Annotated in this window: 23 protein-coding genes and 1 pseudogene; 12 read left to right on the top strand and 12 right to left on the bottom strand. The window is 42.0% G+C overall.

What is annotated here, in order from left to right; translation table 11 throughout:
- Positions 1-137: 137 nt before the first annotated feature.
- Positions 138-1,442 carry an inosine/guanosine kinase gene (locus ACSLBF_RS13880; protein WP_440053950.1) on the bottom strand — a complete coding sequence of 435 codons (1,305 nt, stop codon included), beginning with the start codon at positions 1,440-1,442 and terminating at the stop codon, positions 138-140.
- Positions 1,443-1,732: 290 nt separating this feature from the next.
- On the opposite strand from ACSLBF_RS13880, the gene tadA reads away from it, so the two are divergent.
- Entirely contained in the window at positions 1,733-2,242 is a 510-nt protein-coding gene (gene tadA, locus ACSLBF_RS13875; protein ID WP_440053949.1) for a tRNA adenosine(34) deaminase TadA, read from the top strand.
- A gap of 52 nt (positions 2,243-2,294) precedes the next feature.
- On the opposite strand, the gene ACSLBF_RS13870 is transcribed toward tadA, so the two are convergent.
- Both ACSLBF_RS13870 and mltF read right to left on the bottom strand, forming a co-directional pair.
- Complete coding sequence (locus ACSLBF_RS13870; protein WP_440053948.1) at positions 2,295-2,471, bottom strand: hypothetical protein; 177 nt, start codon at positions 2,469-2,471, stop codon at positions 2,295-2,297.
- A gap of 179 nt (positions 2,472-2,650) precedes the next feature.
- Complete coding sequence (mltF, locus tag ACSLBF_RS13865; RefSeq protein WP_440053947.1) at positions 2,651-4,018, bottom strand: membrane-bound lytic murein transglycosylase MltF; 1,368 nt, start codon at positions 4,016-4,018, stop codon at positions 2,651-2,653.
- A gap of 318 nt (positions 4,019-4,336) precedes the next feature.
- On the opposite strand from mltF, the gene purL reads away from it, so the two are divergent.
- The 6 genes from purL (at position 4,337) to ACSLBF_RS13835 (ending at position 14,000) form a co-directional block, all read left to right on the top strand.
- Positions 4,337-8,221: a phosphoribosylformylglycinamidine synthase gene (purL, locus tag ACSLBF_RS13860; RefSeq protein WP_440053946.1), complete on the top strand. Its 3,885-nt coding sequence runs from the start codon at positions 4,337-4,339 to the stop codon at positions 8,219-8,221.
- A 121-nt stretch (positions 8,222-8,342) separates the two neighbouring features.
- The gene (locus tag ACSLBF_RS13855; RefSeq protein WP_440053945.1) at positions 8,343-10,898 is read left to right on the top strand and encodes a YdbH domain-containing protein; all 2,556 of its coding nucleotides are present in this window, start codon (positions 8,343-8,345) and stop codon (positions 10,896-10,898) included.
- Entirely contained in the window at positions 10,899-11,078 is a 180-nt protein-coding gene (locus tag ACSLBF_RS13850; RefSeq protein WP_440053944.1) for a YnbE family lipoprotein, read from the top strand. It begins immediately after the preceding gene.
- A gap of 9 nt (positions 11,079-11,087) precedes the next feature.
- On the top strand, positions 11,088-11,408 hold the full coding sequence (locus ACSLBF_RS13845; protein WP_440053943.1) for a YdbL family protein: 321 nt from the start codon (positions 11,088-11,090) through the stop codon (positions 11,406-11,408).
- A 358-nt stretch (positions 11,409-11,766) separates the two neighbouring features.
- Positions 11,767-12,780: a serine hydrolase domain-containing protein gene (locus tag ACSLBF_RS13840; protein ID WP_440053942.1), complete on the top strand. Its 1,014-nt coding sequence runs from the start codon at positions 11,767-11,769 to the stop codon at positions 12,778-12,780.
- Positions 12,781-13,217: 437 nt separating this feature from the next.
- Entirely contained in the window at positions 13,218-14,000 is a 783-nt protein-coding gene (locus ACSLBF_RS13835) for an MBL fold metallo-hydrolase (protein ID WP_440053941.1), read from the top strand.
- 54 nt (positions 14,001-14,054) lie between these two features.
- On the opposite strand, the gene ACSLBF_RS13830 is transcribed toward ACSLBF_RS13835, so the two are convergent.
- The gene (locus ACSLBF_RS13830) at positions 14,055-15,929 is read right to left on the bottom strand and encodes a hypothetical protein (protein ID WP_440053940.1); all 1,875 of its coding nucleotides are present in this window, start codon (positions 15,927-15,929) and stop codon (positions 14,055-14,057) included.
- An 83-nt stretch (positions 15,930-16,012) separates the two neighbouring features.
- Positions 16,013-16,153: a hypothetical protein gene (locus ACSLBF_RS13825; protein WP_440053939.1), complete on the bottom strand. Its 141-nt coding sequence runs from the start codon at positions 16,151-16,153 to the stop codon at positions 16,013-16,015.
- A gap of 213 nt (positions 16,154-16,366) precedes the next feature.
- Here ACSLBF_RS13825 and ACSLBF_RS13820 point away from each other — a divergent pair, with 213 nt between their 5' ends.
- Both ACSLBF_RS13820 and ACSLBF_RS13815 read left to right on the top strand, forming a co-directional pair.
- Entirely contained in the window at positions 16,367-16,609 is a 243-nt protein-coding gene (locus ACSLBF_RS13820; protein WP_440053938.1) for a hypothetical protein, read from the top strand.
- A gap of 659 nt (positions 16,610-17,268) precedes the next feature.
- Positions 17,269-18,338 (top strand): annotated as a pseudogene (locus ACSLBF_RS13815) (ISAs1 family transposase).
- Positions 18,339-18,649: 311 nt separating this feature from the next.
- Here ACSLBF_RS13815 and ACSLBF_RS13810 read toward each other — a convergent pair.
- Positions 18,650-18,850: a hypothetical protein gene (locus ACSLBF_RS13810; protein WP_440053937.1), complete on the bottom strand. Its 201-nt coding sequence runs from the start codon at positions 18,848-18,850 to the stop codon at positions 18,650-18,652.
- Between the two features lie 242 nt (positions 18,851-19,092).
- Positions 19,093-19,305: a transcription antiterminator/RNA stability regulator CspE gene (gene cspE, locus ACSLBF_RS13805; RefSeq protein WP_440053936.1), complete on the bottom strand. Its 213-nt coding sequence runs from the start codon at positions 19,303-19,305 to the stop codon at positions 19,093-19,095.
- A gap of 487 nt (positions 19,306-19,792) precedes the next feature.
- Here cspE and ACSLBF_RS13800 point away from each other — a divergent pair, with 487 nt between their 5' ends.
- Together ACSLBF_RS13800 and ACSLBF_RS13795 are read left to right on the top strand one after the other, a co-directional pair.
- On the top strand, positions 19,793-20,113 hold the full coding sequence (locus ACSLBF_RS13800) for a hypothetical protein (RefSeq protein ID WP_440053935.1): 321 nt from the start codon (positions 19,793-19,795) through the stop codon (positions 20,111-20,113).
- Positions 20,114-20,609: 496 nt separating this feature from the next.
- The gene (locus tag ACSLBF_RS13795; RefSeq protein ID WP_440053934.1) at positions 20,610-21,395 is read left to right on the top strand and encodes a hypothetical protein; all 786 of its coding nucleotides are present in this window, start codon (positions 20,610-20,612) and stop codon (positions 21,393-21,395) included.
- A gap of 59 nt (positions 21,396-21,454) precedes the next feature.
- On the opposite strand, the gene ACSLBF_RS13790 is transcribed toward ACSLBF_RS13795, so the two are convergent.
- Entirely contained in the window at positions 21,455-22,564 is a 1,110-nt protein-coding gene (locus tag ACSLBF_RS13790; RefSeq protein WP_440053933.1) for a GNAT family N-acetyltransferase/peptidase C39 family protein, read from the bottom strand.
- Positions 22,557-23,987, bottom strand: a complete 1,431-nt coding sequence (locus ACSLBF_RS13785) for a RimK family protein (protein ID WP_440053932.1) — start codon at positions 23,985-23,987, stop codon at positions 22,557-22,559. Before ACSLBF_RS13785 ends, ACSLBF_RS13790 begins: the two co-directional genes overlap by 8 nt.
- A 571-nt stretch (positions 23,988-24,558) precedes the next feature.
- Here ACSLBF_RS13785 and ACSLBF_RS13780 point away from each other — a divergent pair.
- Positions 24,559-24,966: a hypothetical protein gene (locus ACSLBF_RS13780; protein ID WP_440053931.1), complete on the top strand. Its 408-nt coding sequence runs from the start codon at positions 24,559-24,561 to the stop codon at positions 24,964-24,966.
- Between the two features lie 45 nt (positions 24,967-25,011).
- Here the strand turns inward: ACSLBF_RS13780 and ACSLBF_RS13775 are convergent, their stop codons facing one another.
- From ACSLBF_RS13775 to ACSLBF_RS13765, 3 genes are read right to left on the bottom strand one after another with little or no spacing between them, the layout of a single operon-like run.
- Entirely contained in the window at positions 25,012-25,566 is a 555-nt protein-coding gene (locus ACSLBF_RS13775; RefSeq protein ID WP_440053930.1) for a hypothetical protein, read from the bottom strand.
- Positions 25,563-25,775 carry a helix-turn-helix domain-containing protein gene (locus ACSLBF_RS13770; RefSeq protein ID WP_440053929.1) on the bottom strand — a complete coding sequence of 71 codons (213 nt, stop codon included), beginning with the start codon at positions 25,773-25,775 and terminating at the stop codon, positions 25,563-25,565. Before ACSLBF_RS13770 ends, ACSLBF_RS13775 begins: the two co-directional genes overlap by 4 nt.
- The gene (locus ACSLBF_RS13765) at positions 25,775-26,269 is read right to left on the bottom strand and encodes a hypothetical protein (RefSeq protein ID WP_440053928.1); all 495 of its coding nucleotides are present in this window, start codon (positions 26,267-26,269) and stop codon (positions 25,775-25,777) included. Before ACSLBF_RS13765 ends, ACSLBF_RS13770 begins: the two co-directional genes overlap by 1 nt.
- Positions 26,270-26,429 lie beyond the last annotated feature (160 nt).

Below are 26,429 nucleotides of genomic sequence, written 5' to 3'. Positions count from 1 at the left end.
TGCTACCGCTGAGGTACCTACATCCATGTAGGCAAGGCAAAAATTTCGTTATTTAGTTGTTCTAAATGAGAAATTTTTAACGCAGCTATCGTCAGGTTTAATCTTTCAAAATGATTAAGTGTTATTGCGGATTGGTGTTACTTATCCCAATAAGATTGTTCTAGTGAATCTTCTCGGTCGGGCAAACCATGAGATAGTCTAGGTGAGTGTTGGACCAAAACTTCGTAGCTAGCACGGTTTGCATATTTGCTAATTTGTGCGAGTGAAGAGTAAGTAATCGCACTTTGCTCATGTTTTGCTGAGTTCGGAACATTAAGTTTATGATATTCGTTTGCGCTAATGTCATGAAGTACTGCAGCCAGTGCACAGTCACCAGCACCATTGGTATTTTTGATAATATCAGGGCCGCCCATATAAGGTGCGGTATGGCTGTATGCTTTCATTGGGTGTTGGCAAAGCGACTTTTTCATTGCTCGTGAGAATTCATATTGGTTGAACTCAGGAATAGCACCCGGTAATAACGGGTATTCTGTTTCACGTTTGAATTGCTCATCCACATAGCCCGCCATAAACAGTCCCTTAGGGCCCGCGGTGCAGATCACTAAATCTACCCAGTCTAGTGCTTTATCAGCAGCCAGTAAGGGATCCGAAAAACCAGTGATTGCCTCGCCTTCTTCTTCATTCATGGCGAGAATATCGACATGTTTTTCAACAAAATCAGACCACCATTTCGGGTCTTGTTCAATTAAGAACTTGGTGCCAAGGCTAAGAACAACAGGGACTCCAGCGGCGTTAGCATATTCAACGGCTTGTATCGTTGCGGCTGTCATCGTCTCGTCAGCACTGGTGCGCATTAGATAGGCACTGATCACTAAAGCAGATGCGTTTTCTATGAGGGCTTTGCTAATAGACTCTGGACGGAGGTGGTTCATTAGCCCAGGACTGATTGCAAACGTGCGTTCACCGCTGTCATCAATAAGGGTGAAGCAACGGCCAATAGGACCTGAAACCGGTTGCAAATGGTCTAAATCTACTCGGCTTGAAGTATTGCACAGAAACTTATAAGCATAGCTACCAATTTGGATGTTTTCACTCATTACACCTAACAGCACCGATCTGTCATCTGCCAGTACAGAGTAATTGTGCATGGTGTTGCCAATCGTGCCACCGGCAAACTCATAGTCAATCATGTCATCACGTTTTAGCCTATCGTAAAGGGCGTTGGTGACATCATTATCTATCACTTGTGACATGCCGCGTTGTAATTGGAACTCATCAAGAAAAGCTTGATCAACTTTTGCTTCGATATCTACTACGATCTGGTCAATGCCACAGATATAGCTTCGTTTTAGTCGATCATCAGAATGTAACTGGTTGATAAGCGGATCTTTATCTTCCACCGGAAAATAATGTTTATGCCTACGGCGTCCCGGAAATTTCATGTTTTACCCGTGTGTGTTGAGCGTACGAAATAAAAAAAGCGGCGAATTATAGCTTAAATCCACATCGGTGAGCCACGGCAAAATTGCGAAAATTAGTAATTACTCGCATAAAAACACGTAATTTGTAGCCAAAATATAAACTTACTCTCGATTTTTTATGAGGCAGTGGGTACATCGAAAATAAATACATTCTTTAGTTAACCATAAAGCTAGTTATAGGTCGGTTTTGCAAATTAATCATCTAACCCTGATATAATATCAATGGAATTAAAGAGGTTAGATGGTAAAAAATGTCGCGCGAAGTAGATGATGAATATTGGATGGAGCAGGCGTTGCAATACGCTGATAAAGCTGAGCTGCAAAATGAGATCCCTGTTGGTGCTGTGGTTGTTAAAGACCAGCAAATAGTTGGTATCGGTTGGAACCGTTCGATTTCAGAACATGACCCATCAGCGCATGCAGAAATGGTAGCAATTAGAGAAGCGGGAAAAACGCTGAATAATTATCGTCTGGTTGATTGTACCTTGTACGTCACGCTTGAGCCTTGTCCTATGTGTGCAGGTTTATTGGTCCATAGCCGAGTGAAGCGGGTAGTTTTCGGAGCAAGTGACGAGAAGACTGGAGCGGCTGGCTCTATTATGAATTTGCTACAAGATCCGAAACTTAACCATCAAGTTGAGGTTACCTCTGGTGTGTTAGCAGAGCGTTGCGGCAATAAACTATCTGCGTTTTTCAAACGCAGGCGCAAAGAAATTAAAGCACTTAAAAAGCAAGCGCAAGCTGGATCAACTAAGCATTGAAAATCTGAGTTGGATTTGGCGGGCAGTACGCCCGCAAAGCACAATTTACTTGTTACGGCTGAGCAGCCACTTTGTTGTTTTCGCGTTGCTCTTCCATTTGGATGAGTGCGAAGATTCTGTGGCGCAATAACATTTTTCGATGGGCATTTTTTAACATAATACGACGACGATTAGGCGTCGTGAATCGTGTATTGCGTTTAAATTGATGAGTTCGACGTCTTCTTAACATCAGAACCTCCTGAAATTGTGAGAGATTTTTAGACTAATTTTTACAGTATGCGTGTGACGTATTTATGACCTTTGGACACGCGTTTCAAGCTGCTTTTTGTAGCCAATAAAATGCTGCAAAAGAGAAGCCAGTTTTGGCTGAAGTGAATGGGTCGCTTTGCGCTGAGTATAAAAAGAAGGTTACTCATCCGTGCTTGTTGTCATTGCTCCATTCTCATCTAGCCAGACAAGGGCATCGTAATAACGCCGTATGTTATCTACGTAGGTCACCGCGACGTCGCCACGGGCATATCCGTATTGCGTATTTCGATAGTAGCGCTTTTTTGTTAGTAGTGGTAGGCGTTTTTTAAGATCTGCCCAATTGTTGGGATCAGCTCCTTGTTGTTCTGTTATTTTGCGTGCATCCCGGACATGTCCCCAGCCTACATTATAAGCGGCAAGCGCCAGCCAAGTGCGATCTGGCTGAGGGATATCCTTAGGAATACGGTTGAACAAAATACGCAAATATTTTGCCCCACCTTTGATGTTTTGTTGGGCTTTTAGTCTGTTGGTTACTCCGACGCGTTTAGCGGTCGGCTGGGTTAACATCATAATGCCACGCACGCCTGTTGGGGATTTAGCTCTAGGGTTCCACATCGACTCTTGATAGCTCACCGCGGCGAGCAGGCGCCAGTCGATATTTTCTTCAGCGGAGTACTCTTTAAACCACTTCAGATATTTTGGTAGTACTTCATGTACGGCTTCGACAAAAGCCAGAGTATTCACATAGTTAAAGTCTTCCACATGCCCGAAATACTTTTCTTCCAGCGTTGCCAACGTGTTGTTTTCTCGCGCTTCGGCAAAAAATGGAATAAGTAGCGAGTAGAGTGAATCGTCGCTTTCTGCCCTCATCATCCAAGCAACGTGTTCATCGCGTGAGACAGAAAACGCGATGCTTACCGTGGGGTGGTAGCGGCGAAACAACGCGAGAGTATGAGAGTCGGTGATTGTGTAGTCGATTTCACCATCAATGATGGCTTGTAACAGTTCTTCTTCGCCTTTATCAGCAACCGTATGCCATTGAAGATGCGGATAGTCTTCGATCGCAGTTTCAAGAGCGAGAACGTGATTACTGTTTGCTAATACAGTGATAGGGTGATGAATGTCGTCGAAATCTCTAGGCCACTCTCGACCTTGTTTATACACCAGCTTTTGACTGATCATTCGATAAGTAGGACCAAAACGATATTGCTTAGTCCGCGATGGATGAAAGCTAGTTGAAGCGGCAACAATGTCGAGGTCGCCTGAATCAAGACGCGAAAAGAGCTCATCTAAGCTAAAGTGAGGCACCATCTTGAGCTTAACGCCTAACTCCTCTGCAAATTCAGTGGCCAGTTCATATTCAAACCCCTGCTCGCCGTTTGGGCCTTGGTAATAGTTACCGGGCCCAGCAAGCGTACCTATTCTTAACTCTTGATTTTGCTTTACACGTTGCAGCTGATTTGGTGGCGTTTTGTCACAACCTGCCATCAGTATCAACAATAGAACAGCAAAAACGAGTCTTATCATATACAAAGTTTACCTGTCACTTGGTGAACTTCTACGGTAACTCAGCCGTGGGGTAAAAGCAAAAATCTCGAGCTCGGTGATTATTTAACCTCAGCTGTGTATAAGGGTTTTGGGAATCCAAAACTAAGATACCGCTTTGGCTATTACGAGTGAAAACAACGAAGAGAGTGTGGCAAAATAGCTTTATTGGGCAAATTCGCTTATGTGCAGCTGAGGTTATTTACGTGTTTTGACAAAATAGAGTTAAATCTGGAGCGCATTTCCACTATAATGTGCGCCCAAGATATCGTTCAATCCTTAACCCCGGATGAAATACCTATGTTGATCCTACGTGGTGCACCTGCACTTTCTGATTTCAAAGTCCAAAAGATCCTTAAAACATGTACTGCTGCAAACTTACCAGTTTCAGGCGTTTATGCTGAGTTTATGCATTTTGCTGACCTGACTGCGGAGTTATCGGAAGCTGAACTTTCCAAGCTAAATAGTTTGTTAAAGTACGGTCCGACTATTGTGGAGCATGAACCTCAAGGCACATTAATTTTAGTTACGCCGCGTATCGGTACCATTTCTCCTTGGGCTTCAAAAGCGACGGATATTGCAAATAACTGTGGCCTAACGCAAGTACACCGTGTAGAGCGTGGTATTGCCTATTATGTTGAGGGTGAACTAAACGATGTACAGTTGGAGCAAGTCGCTCAGCTGTTACATGATCGTATGACTGAATCAGTTCACAGCAAACTTGAAGATGCTGGGCAGCTATTCCGCACTGAGTCACCGCGTCCAATGTCATCCGTTGACATCCTAGGCGGTGGTAGAGAAGCGTTAGCGCTTGCAAACGTTGAACAAGGTTTCGCGCTTGCTGATGATGAAATCGACTATTTGGTTGACAGTTTTGTAAAACTTGGCCGTAATCCAAACGACATTGAGCTATTTATGTTTGCCCAAGCGAACTCGGAGCACTGTCGTCACAAAATTTTCAATGCAGATTGGACAATTGATGGCGTAGAGCAGCCTAAATCATTGTTCAAAATGATCAAAAACACCTACGAAACCAACAGTGATAATGTACTTTCTGCGTATAAAGATAACGCAGCAGTAATGAACGGTTCAAAAGCGGGCCGGTTCTTCCCAAATCCTGACGGTGAATATACGTACCACGAAGAAGACATTCATATTTTGATGAAAGTGGAAACCCACAACCACCCAACGGCGATTGCACCTTTTTCTGGTGCGTCAACGGGTTCTGGTGGTGAAATTCGTGATGAAGGTGCGACAGGTCGAGGTTCAAAACCTAAAGCAGGCCTTGTTGGCTTTACTGTTTCTAACTTGCGTATTCCTGGTTTCGAGCAGCCGTGGGAAAGCGACTTTGGTAAACCGGGTCGTATCGTTAACGCGCTAGACATTATGATCGATGGCCCTTTAGGTGGTGCGGCATTTAATAACGAATTTGGTCGTCCAAATCTACTAGGTTACTTCCGTACTTACGAAGAAAAAGTAGAAAGCCACAATGGTGAAGAAGTCCGTGGTTATCACAAGCCAATTATGATTGCGGGTGGTTTGGGTAATATCCGTGCCGATCACGTACAAAAAGGCGAGATACCAGTCGGTGCTAAGTTGATTGCATTGGGTGGTCCAGCAATGAACATCGGTCTTGGGGGCGGTGCAGCATCTTCAATGGCGTCGGGTCAATCAAACGAAGACTTAGATTTTGCATCGGTACAACGTGAAAACCCAGAAATGGAGCGTCGTTGTCAGGAAGTTATCGACAAGTGTTGGCAACTAGGTGACGAAAACCCAATTGCGTTTATTCACGATGTGGGCGCAGGGGGTCTGTCAAACGCGTTCCCTGAGTTAGTCGATGATGGTGGTCGTGGTGGTAAATTCCAGCTACGTAACATTCCAAATGATGAGCCGGGCATGGCACCGCATGAAATCTGGTGTAACGAATCACAAGAACGTTACGTGTTAGCGGTTGCTGCTGAAGACTTCCCTCGTTTTGAAGCTATCTGTAAGCGTGAACGTGCTCAGTTTGCCGTGATTGGTGAAGCGACTGAAGAACGTCACTTAACGGTTGCTGATAGTCATTTTGATAACAACCCCGTTGATTTACCGCTTGATGTGTTACTTGGCAAGCCGCCGAAAATGCATCGCGATGTAGAGTCAAAGCGCGTGGTTGGTAAAGCACTTGATACTAGCAATATTGAATTAGACGACGCAGCAAAGCGTTTACTTCGTCTACCTGCAATTGCTGAGAAAACGTTCTTAATCACCATCGGTGACAGAACGGTGACGGGTTTAGTTGCACGTGACCAAATGGTAGGTCCTTGGCAGGTGCCAGTAGCAAACTGCGCCGTAACGGCAGCCACCTACGATACTTACCACGGTGAAGCAATGTCGATGGGTGAACGTACACCTGCAGCATTGCTTAACTATGGTGCTTCTGCACGCTTAGCAGTTGGTGAGGCACTTACTAACATCGCCGGAGCGAACATTGGTAGCTTGAACAACATTAAGTTGTCTGCAAACTGGATGGCGGCAGCTGGCCACCCTGGTGAAGATGCCGGTCTATATGAAGCGGTTAAAGCCGTTGGTGAAGAGCTTTGTCCTGCGCTTGGCTTAACGATCCCAGTTGGTAAAGACTCAATGTCGATGAAAACCAAATGGGAAGAAAATGGCGAAGAGAAGTCAGTAACCGCTCCGTTGTCATTGATCATTTCAGCGTTTGGCCGTGTTGAAGATATTCGTAAAACCGTGACGCCTCAGCTTCGTACTGATAAAGGCGAAACGAGCTTATTGCTACTTGATTTAGGTGCTGGTCAAAATCGTCTAGGTGCATCAAGTTTAGCGCAGGTATACAAACAACTTGGTGATAAGACTCCTGATGTAGATAATCCAGAGCTATTAAAAGGCTTCTACAACGCGATGCAAGCTTTGGTTGAAGCTGGCAAATTGGTTGCTTATCACGACCGCTCTGACGGTGGTTTATTTACCACAGCTGCGGAAATGGCCTTTGCTGGCCACACCGGTGTGAGCATTGAATTAGATGCGTTAACAGGCTCTGATCTTGAAGTCTTATTCAACGAAGAACTAGGTGCGGTGATCCAAGTACGCAACGACGACCTTGCAGACGTCGAAGCTGTGTTTACTACGCACGGTATAAGTGCAATTGCACACCGCATTGGTTCGCTTAACGCGGATGACAAGGTTGTATTTAGCCGTGGGGGTAAAGAAGTACTTGCTCATACACGTACTGAACTACGCACCATTTGGGCTGAAACCACTTATCAAATGCAGGCAATGCGTGATAACCCAGAGTGCGCTAAGCAAGAGTTTGACGCTAAATTCGATGAAAAAGATCCGGGCTTAAACGTAAAACTAAGCTTTGATTTAAATGAAGATATTGCCGCGCCGTATATTGCGACTGGTGTTAAACCTCAAGTTGCTATCTTGCGTGAACAAGGTGTTAACTCTCACGTTGAAATGGCGGCTGCGTTTAATCGCGCAGGGTTTGCAGCAATCGACGTACACATGAGCGACATTCTTGAAGGGCGTTTAACACTAGAGCAGTTTAAAGGTTTAGTGGCATGTGGTGGTTTTTCATACGGCGACGTATTGGGCGCTGGTGAAGGTTGGGCGAAATCAATCTTGTTCAATGAACAAGCGCGTGAGCAGTTCCAAGGCTTCTTCCATCGTGATGACACCTTCAGCTTAGGTGTTTGTAATGGCTGTCAGATGCTGTCGACATTGAAAGAACTGATCCCAGGCACTGAGAATTGGCCTCGTTTCGTAACCAACAAGTCAGAACGTTTTGAAGCACGTTTCAGCCTTGTTGAAGTTCAGCAAAACCCGTCAGTATTCTTTGATGGCATGGCTGGCTCTCGCATGCCTATCGCGGTTTCTCACGGTGAAGGTCACGCTGAGTTTGCTAACCAAGCGGCGGTTCAGTCAGCATTGGCTTCTGGTAACGTAGCGCTGAAATTTGTTGATAACTACGGTAATCCAACAACACAGTATCCAGCGAACCCGAATGGTTCACCGGAGGGGATCACTGCAATGACGTCAACAGATGGTCGTGCAACGGTCATGATGCCGCACCCTGAGCGTGTATTCCGTGCAGTAGCGAACTCTTGGCACCCAGATGAGTGGCAAGAAGATAGCCCATGGATGCGCATGTTTAGAAACGCGAGAAAGTCTGTTTCTTAACAAAATCATACAAAAAAAGCCGCGTCATGCGGCTTTTTTAATGCGTACAATTTGGCTATTGAATAACAGCTAAAGTACTATCGACAATATTGTGTTAAATGTCATAAAAAGAGCCAAAGAAATGAACAAGTGGGTAAGGATCACCATTGTTTTGATAGTTGTAATGACAAGCTTGTACTTGTTTCGTTTACCGCTGTCTATTTGGTTTATGACAAAAGTGATAGATGATGAAAGCGTTCAGATAAGCTGTTTAGACTGGTCTTTTGCTGGGTGGTCTAGGTTGTCTATTGATACTCTTTGTCTCGACGCTTCAGGGATCAAGATACGCGTAGAACAAGCAACGCTAGATAAATCGGATTTTGTTGCTGAGCGCATAAACGTGAAGCTCGATAGTTCATCTACCCAATCAAATCAGAGTAAGCCAACCGTTACCATTCCTGTGTTGTTTCAACGTCCAAAAGTAGTTATCGATAAACTGACCTTGCAGACGCCTTGGCTTGAGCAAATTATTACGCTTAGTGTTAGTGAGCCGAGATTAAATCACTTCGAAATTAGCGGAGATATCGAAGCACAGGTAGCATTGCAAAGCACCGAGGTTTCTGCGATGGTATCTTTGGCGAGCCCAGTTGTTAAGGTGTTTTTACCAACGCAAATACAAACGCTAAGTGGAGTGTTAGCGGTGCAATTTGATGGTGAGACTGTTACCACTCAGGGAACTGTCCACACCGTCGCAAAGCAAAGCCTCAAGGGTTTATCTTGCCAAGCTCAGTTAGATTTTGATGGTGAAGTAACTGCCAGTTACCAGCTCGCAACTCAAGCTGGGCTCTTAACACTAATCGAACCTATTGCACTACAACTAGCACCCAACTGCTTGCAAGCAACACCGATTAAAAACGAACTCACTTGGCAATTGATGGCCCCACAGCCAATTGAGTTTTCCCCTTCTCAGTTAACCACGGACGCGGTTCGGTTATCTTCGTCGAACACTGACCTTATCGCTGAGCATGTCGAGCTTGATTTAACACTGCGAAAATTAAACACCACGTTCTCGTTGGCGCATCAAAGTCAGCACTTTGGGCAACATAGCGCAAAGATAAAAGCCGAACTAGCGAGCAAAGCTATTGCAATCCAAGGTGAGATTAACAGTCAAGTGGATAGCTTTTTGGTTAATGAGGTTATGGAGCTTGCGCAAGTAAATATCGACAGCGAATTTGTTGTGCGTGGCAATCCTCAGCAAACGCTGAATGTAACACTGCAACCACAACTGAAAATAGGTTCCGCTATGCAACAAGATATTATTGCTGAGCAACTCGAGCTCAAGGCTGAGTTAACTTCTGTGTTAGATATGCCGAGCGTGTTAAGAGGCCATCAACGAGTTGCAGGTATTCCTGAAGGTGTTAGCGTTTCTGGACCTGTGAGAGCTTCAATAGAGCAACTTAAAATACAGCAATTACAAGGACAGTGGCTAACTCTAGAAGCGGATTTATCATTGCAGCCTGATGGCAATTTTATCATCACGTCAGATCTAAGAAGTGAAAAACTTAGTCACGATTTGGCGGCGATAGAGAAAATCACCCAACAGATCAGTTGGGCCGGCGATCTCAGTGCTGGTGAGTTTTTATCGACTTTGTCTGGCAACACCTCTATCGCCAAACTTGTCACGCCAAAAATGATTGTTAAGGATCTGAAGGTAATCAGCAAAGCCTCACAAAATCGCACGATAAAATCCAGTCATGTGATAAATGCCAGTGGCGTGAAAGTGTTACTTGAACATCAATATTCAGAACAGTCGCAACCAATAACGGTGCGAATACCTATGCAGTCTATCGATGTCATCAAGCCGCTAGTGAAACAATGGTTACCTGAGTTACAGCTCTCTGATGGTAGTTTATCGGCAACGATTGCAGGGGATTTGGTAAGCGGTTTATATCAATTTAACGGCATGATGGAAAATGTGACGGTGCTTTACCAAGATAGGTTGTTAAGAAATGTAATTTTACCGCTTCAGGGACAGCTCAGTTCAGCTAATATTCAACTTTTTCCGACCAAGATGACGATTCAAGAAATTCGCTCCGGAGCGGTTTTGAATAATTTTAGTGCAGAACTCTACTCCGATGAAAGTAACTTTGCGTTACGAGAGATTGAAGCTCAGGTATTTGGCGGCAAGGTGTCCGTTGAAAATATACTTTTATCTGAGCAGCCACAAACGGTGACAGTCAACCTTGAGCGTCTGAGCCTTGATGACATAGCTAAAGCGGGTCGTGATGTCGGGGTGGAGTTGAGAGGGAGAATTAGCGGGAATTTGCCAGTTCATTTGGACGGAAAAACGGTTCGTATTAAGCAAGGAAAAATTGAGAATCACGGGGAGGGCGTACTGAGAGTTGAAAACAATGCCTCGATAAACGCCCTAAAGGAGCAACAGCCTAGCTTACAAAACGTTATTGGTGTACTAGACGATTTAACGGTAGAAAGCTTAGTTAGCGATGTTAGTCTTTCACCTGATGGTTGGTTGGATTTAGGGGTTCGTATAACTGGAGTAAACAAGGCGCAAAAACAACCTGTAAACTTTAATTATACCCATTCTGAAAATGTGTTTGATTTACTGCGTGCATTACGTCTTAGTGACGAAATTACGCGAGAAGTCGAAAAAGCGTTAAACCAAGAGGAGCAACAGTAAGTGAAATGGATCATTATTTTAGCTGGGGTTATCACCCTAAGCGCCTGCACTCATCGAGTTCAGGTTGAAACCAAAGAACCTATTACTATAAATCTAAACGTAAAAGTTGATCATGAAATTCGCGTCAAAGTAGACAAAGAGCTAGACGATCTTTTCAGTGAAGACAGCGAGCTATTTTAAGGAGGACGTATGAAATTAACCAAACTATTCATTGTACTAAGTGCCATTGCCATGAGTTTTGCTGTCTATGCCATGTCGCTTGATGAGGCAAAATCACGAGGCCTCGTCGGTGAAAACACCTCAGGTTATGTAGCTGTAGTTTCCGGTGGTGCGGAAGTGCAACAACTAGTTGATGAAGTTAATACTAAGCGCAAAGCGAAGTATCAGGAATTGGCAAAGAAAAATGGCATCTCGCTGGCACAAGTGGAAGCCTTGGCAGCCAAAAAAGCCTACACCAAAACCGAACCAGGCCATTACATTCAAGTAAATGGTAAATGGGTGAAAAAGTAGCTCACCTCCGCAGATATCAAAGCCCAACTCAAAGGAAGAAATAAAGTTGAGTTGGGTCTCGCTAAAACCAAGTAGAACTGAAAAGCATTGTGATACATTGAGGGCGGCTCAAGTGGTAGAGCAAAGCCTTTATCTCACCCATGGAGGTTACTCTGGCACTGCTTATATTGAAGCGCTCAATGAGGGCTTTTCAGTTATCGTTTTGACCAACAAAGGGACTCTAAGCAGGCGTTATCACCATTTTCGATTGCGTGGACAGCGGCGCATGCTTACTCTCCGACAGTGAGTGAGCAAGGGGTTAAATGCTGGGAATAAGTGAGATTGGTATTCCAGCAGTTTGCATAAAAGGAAGCTTAATGTGCAACAGCAAGTCGACAATATAGTTAATGCATTTGTTAATCGAACAAAACCACCGCAGCTAGATATCGCGGTTTGGAACAATGGGGCGCAATATCGTGCTTCCTTTGGGAATGATAACGATGGTCAGGCTGATGTATTTGAAATTGGCTCTGTGGGAAAAACGCTTACAACGAGCTTGCTCCTGATCTTAGCCGAACAAGGGGTGGTGAATATTGACGATAGAATAGGAAAGTTTCGTCCTGACTTACCCATTCTAAAAGACGTTACGTTAAAGCAACTCGCTACCCATACATCAGGATTACCTGCAAATCCAATCAGCACAATCGGATTTTCCGAGAATAAGGTAATCAATAATATTCTCGATTTTAGTCATTCAGATCTAGATGCATTTTTACAATCTATAAAAAAACCACCAAAGCCGGGTAAGTTTAATTATTCAAATCTTGGTATGGCACTATTGGGTAATCTTTTGGCGGATCTCCTTGGCGTGAGTTATGAACAGGCTGTTCAAACGTCTATTTTACAGCCTCTAAAAATGACAGATACCTATGTCAATTCAAGCGCTTATAAATCGCAGCGATTAGTCAAAGGTCACAGAGCTTCGGGTTGTGAGGTTGCTGATTTTCAATGGCGTGGAATGGAGCCTGCTGGCGTGTGGCGCTCGACAGTTGATGACATGCTGCTGTTTTTAAAAGCTCATTTAGGCTGTACTGGAGAGAGTTGGAAAGAACGATTGAGTGAAGCAACTGCGCCAACTTTTGCTGAGCCAAAATTTGCAGATTTGGGACTGGCTTGGGCGCTTGGTTACGATGATGAACTTGGTCAGTTTGCTTGGCATAACGGTGGAACCTTCGGACAACACTCCATGGTAATGATTTGCAAAGAGAAAAACATGGCGATAGTGTTGCTGACCAACAAAGCACCTAAGTTATGGCATGGCTTTTTCTCAAATTATCGCCTTGAGTCGCTAGCTAAGCAGGTTATGCTAGAAGTACTGCAGAGCTCGGGCTAATTATTATAACTTTAAATGCATTTGCATCGTATCTTTAGACGGAGCTTTTAACTAATCAGTTAGAAATCATCTAAACGTCAGGTTTTTTATTTGCAGAGTATTTATCTTACTCAGCATGCAGACTTTATCGCTGGAGTGTCAGCACAGCTCTGCTTACATACTAATCTACAAAGCTAAATAGGATAGGTCTAAGGTGTGCAGGGATAAATAATGACTTTTTACGAGCACTAGTTACGTGTGTTTTTATAACGGTACATATCCGACAGAAGATGCCAATTCAAAATATCAGATAGGATAATTCAAGTTGTGCCTAAAAGCTGGTGGGCCGGTCGTATCAAGGCTGGTAACGATATCCGAGCTAGCTTGAATAACGTATTGCTTCGAAGTTCAATTAGTACTTTTAATTAATAATAACAATACAGTAGGGAAGGTGTTTTATGAGACTCAAACTGGTTATTGCTGCTGCTTTTTACTCTGCAAGTGTATTGGCAGAAGCGTCAAGCTTCCAAATTACGAGCCTGTCAAATAATGTGTTTATCATTACTGAGAAAAGCTACGGCACCAACATAGGGCTGATAAAAATGCATGAGGGTGTCGTGCTCATTGACCCAATGCCTGGGGATAAAAATTTAGATAAATTACATCAGATCATTCGGCAACAAACAAAATCACCCGTACGTTACATTTTAAATACTCACCAGCACTTTGATCACACCGGGGGCAATGAATATTTCGTTAAGTTAGGTGGTGCAGTCATTGAAAGTGTAGCGCGTTTGCCCGAAGTTGAAGTGTTGCTGCTGAAATCACATACCGCGAAGGACAAAGTCTTTTTTCATCGTCAAAGTAACAGTATTTTTGTCGGTGATATTTATGATACCAGTTGGCACCCTACATTTTATACCGGAGGAATATCTGGGTTTGAGCAGGCTGTTGAGAAAATTTTAGCGTTGGGTGATGAGTACAGTACGATTATTCCCAGCCATGGTAAACCCTCGGGTAAAGCAGAACTACGCAGCTTCAGAAACAATACTCTTGTATGGTTTGACAGAGTAAAAGCCTTAAAAGAACAAGGAATGTCGGTTCAACAGGTCATGAATGAAGAAAGTATCAAAAACCTGTTAGGTAAGTTCAACGCGGAAAATAAAGCTGATTTTGTGCCTGAAAAAGCATTTAGACGCTTTATTGAAAGAACTTTTACTGTGATTGACAGCGAAGGATAATGTGTATTCCTAAACGCTGTAAGCAAACTTTTTGTGGTTGAGAGCTTAAACCGCTCATTGATTTTGACAAGTTATGTCTATCAGCATTTTAGGTTTATCAAAATGTAATGAGGGAAACTGTTCAATTAACTGGTTGTATAAACTCATATTCCTTTGCTTTAACTTGTACATGGCATCTATGTGAACTTCATTCAGTTGGGTGTTTTCGATAATGCTAGATAATGCATTAACCGGTAGCTCTGAGTGTGCTGCGGTCAGGTTGTTGATTGCAAACCACAAGGGATCAATGTCACTTTCGCTACCGACTAGTGAAGCACCTTGTGATAACAAAAAAGGTATTAATTCATCAATCACGTTGCTATCGGTACCTTTAGTCAATACTTGTGTAATCAAAGATGCGCCGTACCAATTAGAGTTTTTGAGCTTGAACATTTGCTTGGACAATAACCGTTTTTGTTGTTCTATCGGCAGTTTAAAAATCAACAAGTAAAAGTCACTATCTAGCGGTGCTAAGTTAGCGTTAATCAGGTTTTCGACCTGTTGTTCGGTATATTTTTGGTTGGCGTAGATTAAATTTGCAAAAGTCCCTTTTTCTGAGTGGCTTAACGTAGATAGCACTCGGTTTAATTCTCTGTTTTGATTAATTATATCGTTGTAACTGGAAAGCGCATCTAGGCTAATGCCTTGAGAGTTTAGTGCTGTGGCAAGAGACATAGCATGAGTCATAAAGTGTGTACTGGGGCACTCATGATTTTTGATAGCTTGCCAAGCTGGTGATAGTGTTTTATTGACTTCATTAGCATGCACTTTTTTTAGTGTGATGTCTGAATCATGTATTTCCGATGTACAATAGTCTTCCACACGTGGAGGTGTTAGATCTGAATAATGTTGTGATAACTCATTCAAGCGATGTTGAACTTCAGGGTCAGATATAAACATCTTTGGTGAGATGTTTTTAGTACGCCAATTCGATTTGTCGTTATCAATTGCTACCAGAGCCTGTAGGGTTAAACTGGAACCTGGGTTTCGGGGATCTAAATACACGGGAGCTAAATCAAACATAGCAGCTAAAAGCTGTTTTGCTTGTGGTTTAGGAAATTGACTGAGTATAAAAACCCCAGGTTCGTGTTTTATCGGGTGAACGAAAAATAATGGATTATCAGCAAAGGGTTTTAGTTGTTGAATCGCGCTAAAAGAACGCTGAAAGTCGACATTTTGGAGTGCTTGAGATAGTGCGCTGAGGCGGATTTGATATTCAATATCAGGGTAACTATTAACCAGCAGGTTGAGGTTTTCACCGTTAGGCCCTAGTTCACTCTCAATCAATTTCAACATAGAGTGAAGCGTTAAGGGAGCTTGTGTACCAAAACTTAATTGCTCTATTTGTGAAACCTGAGCTGGTGTTTGTGCATGGTATTTAGATAGACCATTTATTTTCTCCAGCCACTGCATGGCAGTCTGATAGTCAAAATTTGCGGCTAAAGTATGCGCAATTTTATATTTGTCAACACCTTCAAAATACCATGAGATAGCTTTTGTGCTGACAAAGTTGGCTTGCAATCTACGTGAACTTTTTAACGCCCGAACATAAGCTTTACAGCTACTCTGCATTTTGGGTATCACCGATGGCTGAATGATACGTTCGTCACTTGTGGCACCTGAAAGGGGAGGTGTTTTGTCCACATGAGATATCGCATTTTCAGCGGCAGATTGCCTTGGCTGACTATTATCTAGCGAGAGTAAGAATGAAATAGCGAAGATGATAGACAAAAGCAATAATGTGGCAATGACGGCTCTTATTATGGTCGTTACCTTCATTTTCTTTCCCGCAATTTCACTGTGTACTTCATTAATAATGTAATCTTTAAATAAAAGGGCAACTGCTTTAATGAGCTGGTTGAACTTGCTTAGCACCGAACATGCCAGCATAAAAGGCGGTTGTCCTTTATTAATCCCACTTACACTTGCTCACAAGTTGACTATGAAAAAGTTGTGGTGAGGTTGGTGATAGCTTAGCAGCAATAGGTACCAAAATACTTAGTCTTGTGGCACCAAGTGGTGCCGGCTGCTGCGATGTCTTTAGTTTGCTTTTTCAAAATAACAGCATTGTCTGCGAGATTTTTTAACGTTTTCTTTTGAAATGAAATTTTCATAATAATCCTTATTAATTATATAACTAGGACCTTATTGTTATAGGTCATTATTAGGGTACCTTGTCCAAGGGCAATTGAACAGACCCTAGCCGCTAACTTGGTTACTTGAGTTGAGTTTAAAAAGTTACGTAATAAAAAGACTGGAGTTTCTTTGTGATATTTGTGTCTATTTTATTACGGTTAAGAAGTTTGTGTGTAAATAAGGAACATACAATGCCGAAAAAGTCTTTTTTAAAACTAGTTAAGTGGCGAACACTTGTTACGGTATCAATCTTAGTCCTGTTTGTTATTTGGGTTTCCCAATCAAAAGTGACGTTGACCTCGAGTGGCGTATATAACTCCTTAGAGTTACCGTTGGGTTCAAACTACATCAGAGTGAGGGCCGATTATGCGGCTCATGCGTCAGAACCCAAGTTGCTCTCTCCCGCTTTGCAGGGCCTGATTATTCATTATTGATGGTGGACTTGTTGGACATTGGTATTGCCAAAACCAAGGATATTCAGAAGCAATCGTAAATAACTCATTGAGTTTGCATGCAATGGCGCACAGTACGATTTTAAAGTTGCGGAAAACCCTAATAAAGAATCATTATATGCCTATCCAATGCCTGAAAAGCTGCTGTTTACCAGCGATTTGCATGGAAATTTACAATTCTTTGTGAACTGGGGAAAGAACTTGGCTTGCTGAATGAACAGGGGGATTGGAGTTTTGGTTCTGGTCATTTCGTGGTTATCGGGGATTCAGTAGATAAGGGGCGCGATACTTATGGTTTGCTTTGAAAACTTTATGAGCCAGCTCAGCAGGCTGAGGCAGCTGGTGGTAAGTTACATTACATTTTAGGCAACCATAAGCAGTACATTTTGGAAGGTAATTTTAGTCGAGTTGGTTCTGAGCAGCACTTTGCCGTAGACTACCTCATTAGAGGCCATACCCATGTCGATAAACTGCAAGCAAGATATGACGGCAAGGTCAGTTAATACTGAAGTGACTGGGGAGAGCTTGTATATTGAATCTGGCAACATCCCACGGCGGGATCGCACTTTGTAAAAAGGCTTTAACACCCGCTTCTTTTCTGATCTAATAACGCCCACATTATCACTATCTACTTGTTAACTGTGTCGTTATTTAGCCACCTTGAACTTGTTGAAGATAAGCGTTCTTCCATTAATCAACATCATGATCTTGCTGATGTTTTGTTTCTTATCATCTCGGCAGTTTTATCCGGTTGTGAAGGCTGGAAAGATATCGAGGTGTTCGGGAACAGTAAACTGCCCTGGCTCAGGCAGTTCAGAGCATTTAAACACGGTATTCCAACGCTGGAGACTGATTCGTTGGTTTTGGCCTTGTTCAGTTGGGTCAACGAGCAACGGTCTCAGTCAGGTAAGCCAATCATTGCGTTTGATGGCAAAACCTTGCGCGGTGCCAGTAAGAAACGTGAGGATAACTTACACTTGGTGTCCGCTTTTGACTGTGAGTCTGGTTTAACTTTGTATCAGCGTACAGTAGAAAGTAAATCCAATGAAATACCGGCAGTTAGGGCCTTATTAGATGTGCTCGATATTTCAGATTCTATCATCACATTAGATGCGTTACATTGTCAGAAAGCGACACTCTCAGCACTGATTTCAAGAGAGGCTGACTACTTGGTTCAAGTCAAAGCAAATCAAAAAACTCTTTATAAAGAGCAGTTGCTTCATGTTTTGAAGCAGCCTTTGAACAAGAGGAGAATTTGCCTGAAGATGTACAAGTCAGCAGTGGCCATGGACGTCAGGAAACACGCATTACTTATGCTCTGAGAGCAGACAAACTGCCTGAAGAAATAAAAGAAAAATGGCCTAGGCTTACTTCGCTAGTCGCAGTAGAAAGACACAGTAAGTCTGGTTCAACAACAAAAATAGACACGCATTTTTATATTGCTTCTGTCGAGCCAGATGCACAGATGTTGCAAAAAGCGATTCGCCATCATTGGCACATAGAGAACCAACAGCATTGGGTATTGGATGTCGTGTTTAAGGAAGACGCTTGTCAGATCAGTGAGCCGATTTCAGCGGAGAATATGGCGCTGTTCAGACGGGTTGTTCGCAATCTGGTAAAACAACACACAGGCCGTAAAGATTCGATACGTGGCAAGTGTGTTCGAGCCAGTTTTGACGATGAATTCAGAGCAGAACTTATCTTCGGTTAACAGTCATTAACAAAGTATGCTCTCACCTTGGGCAACATCCAGAAGCTGATGCATAAAGCATTAAAAGAGCAGTTTTTAGATCCAAATATAAGTGTTCGTGACTTTGATATTAATTCAGGAGCTGACTGGTATTAATGGGAAAGTGTTTACTTGCTAAGCAAAAATTCATTAATAAGTTGACGCAGAAGTATCTTTTCTAGAGCCGCTATTTATAGACAAAATAACAACTCTTAACAGAAGACCTGATTGAACAGAAAAAATATGGCCCTGGCAGCGAATAAAAACTTAGTACGTCTTTACCTAGTGAAAGATTAGCGAGTATTAATATAGCGTTCTGCGTTTGCGAATAGCTTGTCACACTTACCTTTTTGTACTTGATACTCTTCACTTTCTTCATCTAAAGAATCAAGTTCTTCTTTTGCAAGGCGGTATTCAGCAACCATTTTTTCATACCTTTCTTCAAAGTTTTTCTCTCGCATTTTTTTTGCATTTTTTCTAGCTGGTTTACGCATAGCTTTCTCTTAAATTGGGGGAGGACGTGTTAATTACGTATACGTTACTGCCTTGATGCTTTATATTGGTAAGAGTAAAAAATTTACTTTAAATTAAGGCGTTTTATTTATTTAAATAGGTTCTTTGCAAGGAAAGAGCTGGTTAGTTATAAATAAATTTGCAGTAGAGTAGAGTGGTTCGTTCTATAATAATTTATTTAGAGAGATATTTCCTTTTACGGCAATATCTCTCTAATAACAAGTTACGCTAAAGTAACGTTGTTAGCTTGAGGGCCTTTAGCGCCTTGCTCTACTTCAAAAGCAACCGCTTGACCTTCAACTAGGGTTTTAAAACCATCTGAAGCGATAGCACGGAAATGAACAAACACATCTGCACCACCATTATCAGGAGTGATAAATCCAAAGCCTTTAGACTCATTAAACCATTTTACTAAACCAGTTGTTTTATTTGACATATATACCTCGATATATTTAAAAATTGAAATGTAAGCTACTAAATCTTTAATGAAGGATAAGGTATCGCAGGGTAACTATGACGAATAAAATCGAAAATAAACTGAGAAAAGCTTGTACTAAATATTTGATTAATAGCTCTGCCTTTTGAGCTAAGAACACTATACACGATATTTTACGAATAGATACATATTTCTTTTTTAATTATCATTGCCCAATAAAATCAATGCATTAAGAATGCACAGTGAGGGTCTTTTGCGTGAAATAAGTTAAACAATAGCGCAATAAGCGAATTATGATGGGGTAAAAGTACTTTATTACAGCTTGGGTGAAGTGAGCGCGTGTAGTATTTGCTTCAAAAGTTTCCAAAATGGAAAATTTTGCCGTGTTAAAGCGGAGCAGCTTTTTGCTGTTGAGAGCTTAGCTTCATTCGATACGGCATGTTCGTCAGCTACAGTGTTAGGTAATTGGTTTAAAGCGAAATCTGTAATGATAAAAATTGAGGACCTTTTGGTCGCCCATGGTGGAATGTGCCAAACTGTTTTAGGCACCAAGCTAAGTGTTGAGCAGAACAATGCACGTTTTCATCATGCTTTATACCAATCCGCAATACCACTTAATCATTTTGAAACATTAAACCTGACTAGCAGCATTCAGAAACTTAATCACACCGTTTTAAAAGAGAAGTTTACAGATGCAAATTTACTGCGCCGTGATTTTGATATCGGCTCCACCGCAGGTTGTGGTACATGTTACGTTCTTTTATTGCCAGTATATTTAAATTGGCATCGCGCTAGAGCACCTGATTGACTTTAAAGATACAAATAGGCTTTCGATATTGAGTTTGAGAGCCTGTTTCTTATCATAACCACCTCACTACAGCATTACAGCAGCCGTAACGTCTAAAAACCACCCTCTATTACTGCTAGTTAGCGTGTTATGTACTTTGCGAACTTATGAAACCTCAGTTCAACAGTAAAAAGACAAATCACCACACACAACATAAAACCATTCGATTATACAAAAGTTACACGATATAAACACAATTGCTTACTAAAGACACCAAAAACCTGATGACAATATTGTTTTTGTTAAAACTAAATTTGTTTGTTTTTCAATCTTTTATAATTATTTATTAACATAAATAAAGTTTATTTATTAAATTTTGATTTAAATCATCAAAATTAACATAAATGTCATTGACAGCGTTGTCATGTGGATTTATTGTCGTCTCGCTAGCAAAGGAAAGGGCCCAATTCCGAAACACATAGCAAACTCTAATTGAAACATAAAAGGAAAATTTGAAATGAAAAAGTTTAATATGGCTTTATCTCTAGTAGCTGCATTCGTTTGTGGTGGTGCTATGGCATTACCGAATCAAGCTTTTGACACGGATGGTTTCGAACGTGTTACTGAATATAGTCAAGGTCCTGTTGCAACTTCGATTATTACCAGTGAATTCGCTCATCACCTAAATGTTTATCTGCACCCGCGTGCTAACGGCGATTCATGTTCTTACGGTAATATTTATGACCATACTACTGGTCAGCAAATCGCTCACGCTAACGTAACTCGAGTGCCTGCGCAGGTATTTATCCAACAAGCATCTGCAGATATTCCAGAAGAATTTCTAACGAATAATAAGCGTCTAGTTGTATCTTGTACTACAGCAGAAGGCGAAGATTATGATGTAATGGTTAATGTACCTGGTGCACCAATCGTGAATTGGGAACTTAAAGCAGAGCCTAGAGGTGAGTTTGTTTATCGCTCTCAAGCATACAGCTACCATAGCGCTTATGAAGTAACTAGCGTATTAAACGTAAACAACCAAGGTAATGGTGGTAGTTGTAAAACTCTATCTAATCGTGGTGTTGAGCTTGGTTTATTCCATGGAAAAGACGGTAAAGGCAATTTCCACTCTGACGTATTTTCAACTAACGTAACGGTTGATAACTCAGAAGCAACACAGCCTGTGATTTATCAAATTTTAGAGTGTCAAAACGCGGCAGGTAAAACAATGGCAGTTAAAGTTTTAACTTTAACTAACCCTGATGAAATTTACCTAATGGAAGATGAGCTTATCATTAAGTAAGTGATGAGATAAGCGATAGAGCGCCGAATTAGAGGCGCTCTTTTTCTATTTACGCAGCTTTACCGAGCGTTATTACAAATCGCTATAGCCGCTCTTAATTTGCTTTTACCAAATGTCGCCATTCGCGCAAACTCTAATTTGCCGATAGGTACATGCTGACAATCGATAGATTGCTGAGCAGCATCTAGGTCAGGATCGTGGACATAAACGCAGTTGTCATCAATAGCTGTGACGCACACCCAGTGAGGGGCTTTCTTCCCATCTAATCGGTAAGTGCTAATTAATATCACCACCCGATGATTATCTTTGAGTAGAGCATATAGGTGTTCTAACTCCAATGATGACTCATGAAGTACACAGCCAGATTCATTAGCTTGCGTCATAAACGTTTCGTGTACCGTGCGCATCACTTGTTTTTTCTCTTCGCTTCTGACCCCTTCCAAAAACAGCGGAGTGAGTTGAGTTAAGAACACTTGTGCGCGAAACCCTCTTTGAATCGCGCAAAGTGCCAGCCCAATAGGGTGGCAACCACCATGACCGCTGGTCATAAATATGGTGGTCGCTGTGCGCCATAATTCCAGCTCGTGAGCTTGTGAGAGTTCAATACTACTGTGTAAGCTCTGCATTGCCATCATTAATGCGGCAGGGCCGCAGGTAAACTCTGTTGTTTGTCTGTACCAAGGGATTGGCAATGCAACGCCGTTACCATCAAACCTTGCTACGCGCTTTTGCATTCGCAGCGCTTCGCTGCCATCGCCATAGTAATCGCTATAAGCCCCAAAAACCTGATAGCCCATACTTTTGTATAGTTTAATGGCGCCATGGTTAGAGGCTGAAACTTCTAGTCTTAAGTAAGCTCGGCCTCTTTGTTGAGTCAGGTGCTCCAGTTCATTGAGTAACTTTTGTGCGATCCCTCGCCCTCTGTGAGAGGGAAGAACTGCTAAAGAGTAAAGCCGCGCAAGTCTGGTCCCTTTTAGACACCAGACTAGACCATAACCAACTATTTCTTGTTGCAGCGTGGCAACAATAAACAAAGCATGCTGCGCTTGTAACCAATGTTTGAAGCTTCGCGAGCTTAGCCGGTCGGTATTAAAACAGCTTTGCTCTACTTTAATAAGCGCCTGTAAGTCACTCAGAATTGCGGTTCTGAGCGTGGCTGACTCACTCATATTTGCCTCTAGCTTCTAGGCGCCTTACAAACTCAGTCATGATTAACATGTACAGTTCATTACCTAAATAAGCATCTTCAACTTTGTGATCAATACTAGGATTGTCATTCACCTCAATCACATAGGCTTTACCGTTGACCTCTTTAATATCAACGCCATACAGACCATTGCCAACCACCTTACATGCCTTTAATGCGGCTGCAAGCACAGCTCTTGGCACTTCAAATGTCGGTAGCGTTTCAAAGCCACCAGAGCTAAAGCGCTTGGAATCATGATTGTAAATTTGCCAGTGATTTCTCGCCATATGATAGCGACAAGCGTAAATTGCTCGCCCATTGAGTACGCCAATGCGCCAGTCAAAATCGGTGTATAAATATTCTTGCACCAGCACTAATGCGCTTTCAGCTAATAAATCTTCCAGTCGAGCGGTTAATTGTTCGCGGTCCTGAACCTTGTATACTCCCCGAGAGAATGACCCCTCGGGCATTTTCAACACCATTGGGTAACTAAACAGCTGCTCTAAGTGTGTTAGGGTATCCAAAGTTGCATCACTGACTACATGCGTTTTTAATGTCGGCACTTTTGAGTAACTAAAAGCGTCATGTAAATAAACCTTGTTGCAACAGCGCAAAATAGAGGTTGCATCATCCATCACCACGACACCGGCGCTTTCTGCCTTACTCGCTAGGCGATAAGTAATATGGTCAATGGCTGTCGTTTGGCGAATAAACAAAGCGTCATATTGGTTAATATCATCGAGTGTCTCAATGGTTTTAACTTGTGCATGAATACCATTTTTTCTTGCAGCTTTGACAAACTTAGCAATGGCATCCTCATCGCTGGGAGGAGAAGGCTCTTGTGGATCAACCAAAATAGCCATTTCCCATCGCGCGTGTAATTGTTTGCTAGAGCGCTTCCAAGCTGATTCACTAAGTGCTTGAACTGTGGTTAATAACAGCTGCTTTTGGCTCTCATTTAATTCTGAAATGGATCCTTGCTCAGCCAATAAACGCCCATCGCTAAGTAACCGAATGCAAAGTAGCGGAGCCGCAAAGCGTTTGTACAAAGTACTTGCCAACGGTGCTAAATGAGTATAAGCGGATTGACCAAAGAAGATCCATTGTGGCTCGCTCTCCAATAGCTTCTTCTGGTTTAGTGACAGTGAAAACTCAATGTGTTCAGTACGCAATGCATTGATGGTTTTTACTGTGGGTAGAACCACGTGCTTGCGTGCCTCGGCGAGCAATGAGCAATAATACCCTTTACTTAGGTATTGGCCGGTTGCACACAAATTGATAACGCGGGTTTTGGGTTCATCGCGTTTTGGATAGTCTTGTAAATATTGTTCAAAACTTAGCACATTCGCTAAGCCAAACTCAGCTGCGGCTTGTTCAGATTCAACCACAATCAAAGTTTTTAGCATGGTAATTCCTGATAGTAGAAACTAGGGCCTGTTGATCTTTGCTGTTTGGTTTTTGTTCCCCTCAGTGGTTTTTCAGCGCGGCGCTCGACTTGCTGCCCAGTAACCTAAGCAAAAGTTGAGCAACAATGCACAAAGCGCACAGGGAGGAACCCGAACAGCAGCGCTGGATTGGCATTTTTGCTAAGTAGTCGCCTGACTCACATAGAATCACTATGCTACGCAGGCTCTGCCTTGTATAAATGTCAATTAAACTGCTGCAAAACAAAGTTGAAAGATCAACTGGCCCAAAATAACGGCGAGCCAATAGCTCACCAAATTTAAATCAATAACATAGTATTGATATCACGTGTTATAGGGTTAAAAAGGGGTTCTGACCAGTGAGTTATTTTTATCCAGAGGATGAAGGATTTTGTGTATATTTAATGGTTAAAAAAACAGCTGTTGAAAATGATTGAATATCGCTATTCCCCCATTGTTATTGTATCTTTGTTAATCAGCGCGAAGGTAGTTAACGTCAAAAAGGATGTTTTTTCGTGCTGATAATAATAAATAACCGAAGGAAATTGGAATTATGAAAGCACAATTGTTGTTATTGGCTTTGCTGGCGGGGACTTCATTATCGGCTTTTGCAGGCAATGACGTTTATGGCACGGTAAAAAATTTAAACCTACGCTCTGACTCGGCATATAACGATCATATTGTTTATGTTTATTTAAATGTCATGAAAGACCAATCATCATTTGCGGGTTGTGTAGCAAACCCTGAAAGTTTGGTGTGGAATCTGGACATGTCATCCCCCGTTGCTAAGTATCAGTATGAGTTATTACTCACCTCATACATAGAGCAACTTCCGTTACGTATCACTGGGCAAGATGATGTATGTAAAAATGGGCCCGTTGAAGATGACATTATGGTTGAAGTGAGTCCATGGGGCTGGCCTGAAATGAATCGTTCGGGTAAAAAAGTCAAAGAAAAATAACACACAGAAGGCTGGAATCAGCCTTCTTCTAAATAGTTGTGTTTTCTACTCAATATCAAGTTGAGTATTTTCCCGCTTTAACACTGATAGCTGCTTGAAAATCAGACGTGCGAGATGAGTGCAAGATATAACCGCGATAATCAAAATGCCATAAAAAGCGATGGTTGATGGCCAGCTTGTGTCAAATAAGCGTTCAAAAGCCATGCTCGCTAAAAGCAATATTAAAACAATAATATAGCTCGTTATTTGCCAAGGAAACTCAAGCTCTGATTTCCATGTGCGCTCATCTTTATCGAATTTAACTTCCTCGCAATATAGTCCGTTGAATATCTTCGCAAGCGACTTTGTTTTAGATGCGATTAATCCTTGGCTGTTCAATAAGCAACAAGTTAACTCTCCACTGTTGAAGGAACTGAAGTTCGCACTGATAGTGACGGTTAGAAGTTCACCTGCCAATGTGAAAGTGTGCTTACTGCTAAAAGATAGTCGCCATGCTTTAGTTACAATTTCACCATCAACTCTTATTATTTCACGGCCGAGGGTATTTCCTTCAATAGTGATTACGTGCCCTTTGTAGTTAAATTCTTGTAGTTGCTTCATGATTCGTCCTGTTGAAATTCTAGAATATCTCCGGGTTGGCATTGTAGTGTCGCACATATCGCCTCTAATGTTGAAAAGCGAATGGCTTTTGCTTTGCCGCTTTTTAACACGCTTAGGTTTTGTGGGGTGATACCAATCGTTTCAGCTAATTCTGCTGATTTCATTTTCCGTTTTGCCAGCATCACATCCAAATTAATGATGATAGCCATTAGATGGTTAGCCTTTGTTCGTCTTCCATTGATTTAGCTACTTTACAGTGAGCACAAAATATATGCAGGATATAACCAGCAACCGCTAGCACAAAATCGACATTGGCAAAAAAGCTAGTTACAGTCATTTTTATATCGAAAAATGTAGCCTCTAAGAGCAAGCTAAGCGCTGGTTTTGCAACCAAACCATATAACATAATTACTTTGGCGATTAGCAGGTAAGTCTGAATACTAAGATGAGAAAATACAGGTTGCCCTAACTCGTAACTCTTTAGCAAACGGTAAAAAATAGTAAGTACGCCAAGTGCAACTAAACCACTGGCTCCAAACTGGACGGCACTTTTCACTTCAGCATAAACGTTATCACTTTCGTCGAGGCCTATTATCATTAACGCAACTGATACAAGCCCTAGTAACGACGCGCTAACCAAAACGTATAAGTGGTCTTTAATTAGTTTTCTTTCGGCTTTGATAAATTTTTGAAAAGCATCCATGACTTCAACCCTGTTGATTAATTTTGTATCTAATTTAGGTATTTTAGTTCTGTTAGTCAATCATTAATTATCGTTTTTCGGTAATTAATGATTGTTTTTCATCTTTTAATAAGTGCTTGGTACACACTCGTTAAATTGTAAGAGTACAGTAGTGGTTAAC

This window comes from Pseudoalteromonas sp. T1lg65 (assembly GCF_051930985.1).
Taxonomy (GTDB): domain Bacteria; phylum Pseudomonadota; class Gammaproteobacteria; order Enterobacterales; family Alteromonadaceae; genus Pseudoalteromonas.
Note: the sequence above shows the minus strand (reverse complement) of the source record. Positions and strands in the feature narration are given on the sequence as shown.